General features: G+C 39.6%; 8 protein-coding genes. 4 read left to right on the top strand and 4 right to left on the bottom strand.

Annotation, left to right across the window (positions count from 1 at the left end; genetic code table 11):
* The coding region (locus tag HWQ37_RS18225; RefSeq protein ID WP_292749384.1) for an NACHT domain-containing protein at positions 1 to 1,041 on the bottom strand (1,041 nt) is incomplete at its 3' end.
* Positions 1,042 to 1,189: 148 nt separating this feature from the next.
* Between HWQ37_RS18225 and HWQ37_RS18220 the strand changes: the two genes are divergently transcribed.
* Positions 1,190 to 1,993, top strand: a complete 804-nt coding sequence (locus tag HWQ37_RS18220) for a Uma2 family endonuclease (protein ID WP_292749382.1) — start codon at positions 1,190 to 1,192, stop codon at positions 1,991 to 1,993.
* Between the two features lie 73 nt (positions 1,994 to 2,066).
* Positions 2,067 to 2,927: an HIT family protein gene (locus tag HWQ37_RS18215; RefSeq protein WP_292749380.1), complete on the top strand. Its 861-nt coding sequence runs from the start codon at positions 2,067 to 2,069 to the stop codon at positions 2,925 to 2,927.
* 335 nt (positions 2,928 to 3,262) lie between these two features.
* On the opposite strand, the gene HWQ37_RS18210 is transcribed toward HWQ37_RS18215, so the two are convergent.
* Complete coding sequence (locus tag HWQ37_RS18210) at positions 3,263 to 4,066, bottom strand: Uma2 family endonuclease (protein WP_292749378.1); 804 nt, start codon at positions 4,064 to 4,066, stop codon at positions 3,263 to 3,265.
* Between the two features lie 366 nt (positions 4,067 to 4,432).
* On the opposite strand from HWQ37_RS18210, the gene HWQ37_RS18205 reads away from it, so the two are divergent.
* Both HWQ37_RS18205 and HWQ37_RS18200 read left to right on the top strand, forming a co-directional pair.
* On the top strand, positions 4,433 to 5,140 hold the full coding sequence (locus tag HWQ37_RS18205; protein ID WP_292749376.1) for a hypothetical protein: 708 nt from the start codon (positions 4,433 to 4,435) through the stop codon (positions 5,138 to 5,140).
* Entirely contained in the window at positions 5,137 to 5,988 is an 852-nt protein-coding gene (locus HWQ37_RS18200) for a sterol desaturase family protein (RefSeq protein ID WP_292749374.1), read from the top strand. The genes HWQ37_RS18205 and HWQ37_RS18200 overlap by 4 nt, the downstream gene beginning before the upstream one ends.
* A 399-nt stretch (positions 5,989 to 6,387) precedes the next feature.
* Here HWQ37_RS18200 and HWQ37_RS18195 read toward each other — a convergent pair whose 3' ends face one another.
* Entirely contained in the window at positions 6,388 to 6,555 is a 168-nt protein-coding gene (locus HWQ37_RS18195) for a hypothetical protein (protein WP_292749372.1), read from the bottom strand.
* A gap of 85 nt (positions 6,556 to 6,640) precedes the next feature.
* Entirely contained in the window at positions 6,641 to 7,597 is a 957-nt protein-coding gene (locus tag HWQ37_RS18190) for an aldo/keto reductase (protein WP_292749370.1), read from the bottom strand.
* Between the last annotated feature and the right edge of the window lie 376 nt (positions 7,598 to 7,973).

The raw sequence follows: 7,973 nt of genomic DNA, 5'->3' as shown, positions 1-7,973 counted from the left end.
ATTACAATTACCTGTGTTGCGATCGCGCATATAATTGCGTAATTCAATCAGCAGAGGAATTGGCAGATTAAAATCCTTCTGTTCGAGAGTTTTTTCTACCCAATCCAACGCCAGATATTGCAACAATGTAGACTTACCAGAACCAGGATCGCCTAAAATAACTAGATAATTTTTGCGTTGCTTATCTCGGATAACATCTAATACTGAACGGATTGGCTGTTCAAAATAATTGCGTTGATAACGTTCTGTTTCTTCTTGAAACTTTTCTATTTCAAACTCCGCATCTAATTGATTACTCTCTTGTAGCCTGCGGAGATGTTCTTTAGGCAGTTCTGGTAAAACCTGATAAACTTGCCGCACATTTTGCGGGATAAACATTTGCCATAAATTTACCGGATGTTCGCGGGCTGTATCTAAACTATCTAACTTCAGATTGCCGTAGCGTTCACGAATAGTTTCTAAATATCGCGGTAAATTAAAATCCTTGGGAATGTCAGCGTTTTCTTTTAAAGTCTTATCAATACTGGATAATTTTTGAAGTTCCAAGATATAGCGTAACTCTTCTGAATCCGAAAGAATATCTTGGACTTGTATGAGATACTGCTCTGTAATTGTTTGCCAGTTAAATTTAGGCGGTAGAGGTTGGAGTTGAAGTCTTTTCCAACTATCTGCTAGTGTTTTAAAATCTAGAGAATCACATTTAATATCAAAAGCCTGACCAAGAATTTCTTTAACCGACTTATCACGGATAAATTTCTTGATATCTTCAGCGTAATTTTGAATTTCAGCTTCAGAAAGTCTGCAACGAACCTTTAACTGTTGCTGCATTGCTTGCAAAAATTCTGTCAGCGCCATAACTACAGCTTTCTGAAGCGGTTCTTGCTTGAAGGGCGCGGTTACAGCATTATTAAAGGTATGTTTGAAAAAATCTTTAGCGTAGTCCTTGACTAAATCTTTGAAAAAATCTTCGCTGATAATAGTTTTGACAAGAAATCCAACCGCTTTTTGACCTATCCAGAGAGTGAACCACTCAACTATCATACTCACACCTGCTAAGTGCCTGACTACGAGTATATACACCACTCTGAGAAATCTTTCCAGATTTCTGGGTTTTTAGTTTAAAAGCGATGCTAGCTGAAGATTTGTTAAAAATAACTAATAACTGTGCATGGATATTAGGAATAATTTTATGGTTCTACAAGTTAACCCCATCCAAAAAGAACCAACTGTTACTTGGGAAGCACTTCCAGCCGATTTCATTTTACCAGACGATCCAGTGGAAAATATTCAACAACCCGCGATCGCTGCTGCGCTTACCGATGCTTTGGGAAGTACAGGACGCATCCAACCCCAGATGCTGATTGGCTCTAATTTTGGGCTTGTAGCCACAGTCAACAAAAAAATCGTTGTCAAAGCACCAGACTGGTTTTACGTCCCTCAAGTGCAGTCTGTGGGAACAAATGTAGTTCGTCGCAGCTACACCCCGAATTTAGAAGGCGCTGCTGTGGCTGTGGTGATGGAATTTCTCTCAGACACAGAAGGTGGAGAATTATCAGTCCGCTCAACTCCACCATACGGTAAACTTTATTATTACGAAAAAATTCTCCAAGTTCCAACATACGTAACCTACGATCCTTACGAACCAAGTCTAGAACTACGGTGCTTACAAAATGGACAATATACCTTACAGCAAGCAGATAGCAATGGACGCTTTTGGATTCCTGAGTTAGAATTACTTCTCGGAATTTGGCAAGGTGAAAGATTGTGCCAAACTATGAATTGGCTGCGCTGGTGGGATACAGAAGGAAATTTGCTGTTGTGGAGCAGCGAACAAGCCCAACAAGAACGCCAACGCGCTGAACAAGAACGCCAGCGTGCTGAACAGGAAAGCCAACGTGCTGAACAGGAAAGCCAACGTGCTGAACAGGAACGCCAACGTGCTGATATATTAGCAGCTAAGTTACGTGAGCTAGGTATTGACCCTGATGCATAGCCCGTCGTAGACATCGCATAACCTGAAGAAATGCTGGGAATAATAATTTTGGGACATCAGCACCAAAAATTCTATGAAACAGCAAAAAAATCAGTTCAGTCATCTTACTGCGATCGAAAGAAGTTATCTATCATTTCCGGCACAGTTTTTATTAAATCAAAACCTTCTCCAAGGCAAAATACTAGACTTTGGTTGCGGCTTTGGTAATGATGTTAAGATATTGCGCCAGAAAGGTTGTGATATTACAGGCTATGACCCTTATTATTTTCCAGAATATCCTGATAATAAATTTGATACAATAATTTGCTTTTATGTTTTGAATGTTTTATTTACTGAAGAACAAACTAATGTTCTTATGGAGATATCACATTTATTAAAACCAGGAGGTAAAGTTTATTATGCTGTCAGGAGGGATCTTAAAAAAGAAGGATTTCGAGAACATTATATCCATAAAAAACCTACCTATCAGTGTGTTGTAAAACTTCCCTTTCGTTCAATTTTCTTAGATGAACATCGAGAATTATATGAGTATACTCACTATAACCATCAGCGAAATTCATCTAATTATTGTATATTTTGTAATCCCCATAAAACTCTTAAACTATTAACGGAATCAGCAACCGCTTATGCTATCTTTGATGGCTATCCTATAAGTAAAGGACATATTTTAGTTATTCCTAAACGTCATGTTTGCAGTTATTTTGAACTACCATTTAAAGAACAATCTGCTTGCTGGTTTATGGTGAACAAAGTACAAGAAATTATCAAAATAGAATTTGAACCTGATGGCTTTAATATAGGAATGAATATCAATCGAGCCGCAGGTCAAAATATTATGCACGCCAGCATTCATATCATCCCTCGTTATAAAGGTGATAGTATTAGCGCTAAAAGTGGAATCAGGAACGTTATTCCTAAAAATCAAAAGCAATAGTTTTTTACTCACAGCTTCCAGTAGCAAAACCGGATTTAAGATTTACAGCAGTTTTCGATCAAACCCGCCACAAAAATAAATCCTAAAACAAAGCCCAGTATTGCTTTTAGTTGTGGCACGTTTGATTGCAATTCGCTGTAAGTAGCTAGATGTAAATAAATTAAAGTTTGTAGTAAGGACTTTAGTCCTAATAATCTTTGCTTTGAGCGATGAATCGCTCACTACAAACTAGGATTTTACTTTATGTTTAATTACGCCTACCTACTTATCGCAAATACATAAATCTGAAAAACCTGATTGTTCAGTTTTATTGAAAATATTACAAAATATTTCAGTTAACCGAGATTATCTGGATCTATTCCCAGCGCTCTTAATTGTTCTGTCAATTGTTGTACCCGTTGTTCTGCAACTTCAGCGCGTTGTGCTTCTTGTTGAGCGCGTTGTGCTTCTTGTTGAGCGCGTTGTGCTTCTTGTTGAGCGCGTTGTGTCTCTTGTTGAGCGCGTTGTGTCTCTTGTTGAGCGCGTTGTGTCTCTTGTTTTACTTGTTCTGCGGGCGTGAGATACCGTTGTCCTTGCTCATCATACCAATACATCCATTCCCTCGTTACACCGCAATAATTTCCTCTTTCGCAACCAATTCCTAAGCCAATCTCTGGTAGCCAAAGGGGGTTTCCCTCTTGCAATTCATACTTACCATTAACTAACTTATGTACTTCCAGATGCGGTTTGCGGCGACGACGAGAGGAATAAATCACGTAATAAAGTACGCCCAAAGCCTCATATTCAGCTAATTTAGTAGTGTATTCTTTGCGATAATTTTGGGAAACTACTTCTAGCACGAAAATCGGCACAACGTTTTCATCCCACAGCACATAACTGGGACGCAATTCCTCATCATAAAACCGCTCTACCCCTAAGCTCAAAAACCCATCTGGCACTATGGCCGGTTTATCGGGGTGATAATAAATACCCATATCTATGGCAAATAGCCAGTCCATACGTTCTGACCAAAGTATCAGTAGGATTGCCTTCAGCAAGCCCGGTATTAATTCTTGCAGTTCATTATCCACAGGCGTTTCATCAGAGTCTGGTAGTTCCTCGGCTGAGGGCAAGTACCTTGGCAAGTTGTACTCTAGCATGGCTGGTTTCCCCAAAACTCACAGGATATTTGGCTCTATCTGGCTCAACAGAATTATAGCGATTTGACTGGAAAATAGTAAATCTTGCTGGTACTGCACCCTCGTATGTTTTGTAAACAACTTATCCATCCCTTTAGGGAAGTGGCGACTGGCGATTGAGGAATGGAAAATAGGGACTAATGATTAAGAAATAGAGTAAAACAAGAATCAATATTTAATTGAGAATTGGGCGTTAGGAGTGCTGAGTGCTGAGTTAGGAGTTAAGAGTTAGGAGTTTTGTTTATCTCCCTCATCTCCCTCACTCCCTTATCTCCCCTGCTTCCCTATCTCCGCGATTTCCCTATTCCCTTACTCTTCTAACTTTTTATGCAAACTGACTCTGACAGTCCCGATCGTGTTGCATCTGCTAATAATGAGCCTCATCCAGGAAAGTATTTGATTCCGCGATCGCAGCGACAGAGGTTCTTTATTCAGTTTACCTTAATGACCCTGATCGGATGGGTTGTGGGTGGCGTTGCCAGTATCGCTTTAGAGAAAATTATTCTCCAAAGTCTCTCACCTGGGATTGCTACCCAACCACAAACATGGAGCATTTTGGTTAGAAGCCTCAGTAATATTGTATTTGCCATGATTTTCGCCGCCGATCAGAGCCTTGTCCTTTACCGATATTTACCGGGTTGGCAGTGGCTATTTGCTACTAGTGTAGGTTGGCTGATTGCCAACGGTGTTTCTACAGCCTGGATTAACTACATTTCAACCATTGCCTCATCATCTTCTGAGAATACTTTGATTTTTGGATTTTTATCTGCGATCGCATATATAATCTCTGGAATTTGGCTAGGGATTTGTCAATGGCTGGTATTGAGACGATATACAGCAGACATTTGGTGGTGGAATTTTTTACCCTCAATTTCTTTCTTCTGGATCACTATTTTGGTTTGGTTGCTTTTTATTATGCAAAATTTGATTCCAGAAGCTTACCGTACTCTCATACTATATTGGAGTGGACAAGGACTGACAGCAATTATTTTGGGAGCCATACCAGCAATTGGTTTGTGTACATTGAAGAAATGAAAAAAGTTTTTAATTTCTTTTTTGAGATCGAATTTTATCTCAAGATTGCTATTAGTTGCACAATTGTTCAGCAGGTATTCTATTTGCTGTTAAACAATATCGATATCGACTTTATAACACGGGTGCTGTTGTACTGGCTCCTTAGTTCTATCTCATTTTATAGTATTGGCATCCTCATTGAAAAAGGAATCAAAAGTAATGATTTTTTAAGAGATAAGCTGACGGCAAGGGTCAATAAAATCAAAAATCAACCATTTCCTTCGTTCACTCTCCAAGGCATCATTATAGGAGAAATTAAAGCTTTTCTCTCAGCATTAATAATTTTATATCTAGCTCCAGAGGTTCATAGAGGAAATAGCTTACTCCTAAACTTTGGATGGTTCTTGATGAGAATAGTTGCTGCTGATTTATGTTTTTATATTGCCCATCGGCTCTTGCATACAAGATTGTTGCAGAAAATCCATCTTAAACATCATGAGTTTCGTGACTCATCAAGTTTTGTGGCTGGACATAAGAGTTTTGTTGAGTATATTATTGTTGCGATCGCTGATATTTTGCCTATCTTTATATTTGGGTATGACATCACTCAACTATGTGCATGGAGTGTTATAGGCAATGCTTACAACCTAGAAGGTCATAGTTCTTTGTCAATATTTTTCATTCCCTCAGATTTTCACGATCTTCATCACACTTCTTTTAATGGAAACTATGGCATTCAGGGATTTTGGGACAGAGTATTCAACACATTGAATCCTCCTACCAAGAAGCAGGGAATTATGTTTCCTGTGAGTTTTATCGAGTATATAACTATTAAGTCATCTATTAGTAATGATACCGAAAAAACATAATTCGACTAAAAAAATCGTCATTTTTTAGCGTTTCATAATCATACAAGATACATTATAATCCACATATAATTTATGTTCCTAGCTTACCTCACCCTCAATCCCTCTCCTTATAAAGGCTAGAGACAGGATGAAGTTTTGCATTTTATTTAATCCATATTCCTTAGTGATGCTGTATGCATTGAGTCTCTTGCAAAAGTTACTTTTGTAAGAGGTGGGAAAAGGATAAAAAAGTACTCAACTACTTATTATGGAGTGGGCGACAAGAATGCCCGTAGGCAAAGGTGGGCATCTTGCCATTGGTGTCAAGTTAAAGCCTCAGCCCAGATGTAAAGCGACCTTGAGGCATTGCGCCGATGTCGTTGAGGAATGGCCTTGACCAAGCCCATAGAACGCTGATGTTCAACCAACCAAGGAATAAGTTGTAATTGTGAATTGTGCGATCACTTGTTCAAACAGCTTGATAAACAACTGAGCAGGTAAGCTCTCTAGGCGATTAGTTGTTGCTTGCCGACTCACTGACATTGCCTCTACCCACAATAATCCTTCCACTTCTAGACAATTAAGCATGGTGTAAAACCATACTTAATTGATTCTGACTCCTGTTAGCGGATAGCTAAGGTTTAGCCCATTCTGAATTCTGAATTCTTCTTTTTTATGGATTCTCGCGCAGGAAAGTGTCAATATCATTTAGTTCCTGGTGATTGAGGCGAAATTCTCCAGCACCAATGATTCCTTCCACCTGCTTGGGATTGCGTCCGCCAACGATCGCCGCAGTTACCGCCGGATTATTTAAAGTCCAAGCGATCGCTACTTCACCGGGCGAGCGATCGTGTTGTTGAGCAATGTGTTTCAACACCTCGACTAGCTTCAGGTTACGAGATAGACGTGGCTCCTGAAATTCACTACTATTCTTGCGCCAATCATCATCTGGGAAATTAGCAACTCGCTCAGGTGTAATCGCCCCTGTGAGCAAGCCAGATTGCATAGGTGAATACACAATCACACCTATATTATTTTCTTTAGAAAAAGGCAGAATTTCTTTTTCGACATCACGCTTCACCAGTGAATAAGGCGGTTGCAATGATGTAACTGGTGCAATCTCCTGAATACGTTTCAATTGTTGTACATTAAAATTTGAAACTCCGATATAGCGAACCTTCCCCTCATCCTTGAGCTTGGCTAGAGTTGTCCAGCCTTCTTCGATGTCTGAGTCAGGGTTCGGCCAGTGAATCTGATAGAGGTCAATAGTTTCAATATCGAGTCGGCGCAGACTGGCTTCAACCTCCCGCCGCACAGAATCCGCTTTGAGACTGCGACCAATTTCGCCCTTTTCATCCCAGATCATTGAGCATTTCGTAAAAATGTAGGGACGACTAGATCGACCTTTGAGCGCTTTCGCAACAACCTCTTCAGAATGTCCTAGACCATAAACAGCTGCGGTGTCAATCCAATTAACGCCGAGATCAAGAGCGCTATTGATCGCTGCGATCGATTCTTGGTCGTCTTGCTCTCCCCAACCAAAAGCCCATCCACCTCCACCAATTGCCCAGGCTCCAAAGCCGATTGGGGTAATGTTAAGCTCTGAATTACCAAGCTGTTTGGTTTGCATATCTACCTTCTTTAATAATTTTTGAGTCAATTGCTAGTCTAAACTGCAAATATTCTCTCAACAGCTATCTGAAGTATGAATTACAACTGGTACACACCACAGTCAATCACTACTGATGTAAGATTACTAAATCTTGAATATTGTGTTGATACTTACTACTTAGAGGATGTTTTAAAAGGGTCTTTTGCTCTCATAGTTAGCATAGCGAAGCATCTCATTACATGGCTAAAACCTTAATTTTTCTTCGCACCTAACCCAGTGCAGAATAGCCAAATTATACCTTTCGGAACTTTTAAAACATCCTCTCATACACTATACTTCCTCGAAGATAGTAACATTTGTCAGTGTTTATCAAAGTAGAGAAGTAATATGTCAG

It is taken from the genome of Nostoc sp. NMS4 (genome assembly GCF_017115095.1).
GTDB lineage: Bacteria > Cyanobacteriota > Cyanobacteriia > Cyanobacteriales > Nostocaceae > Nostoc.
This window is presented reverse-complemented; position numbering and strand designations above follow the sequence as displayed.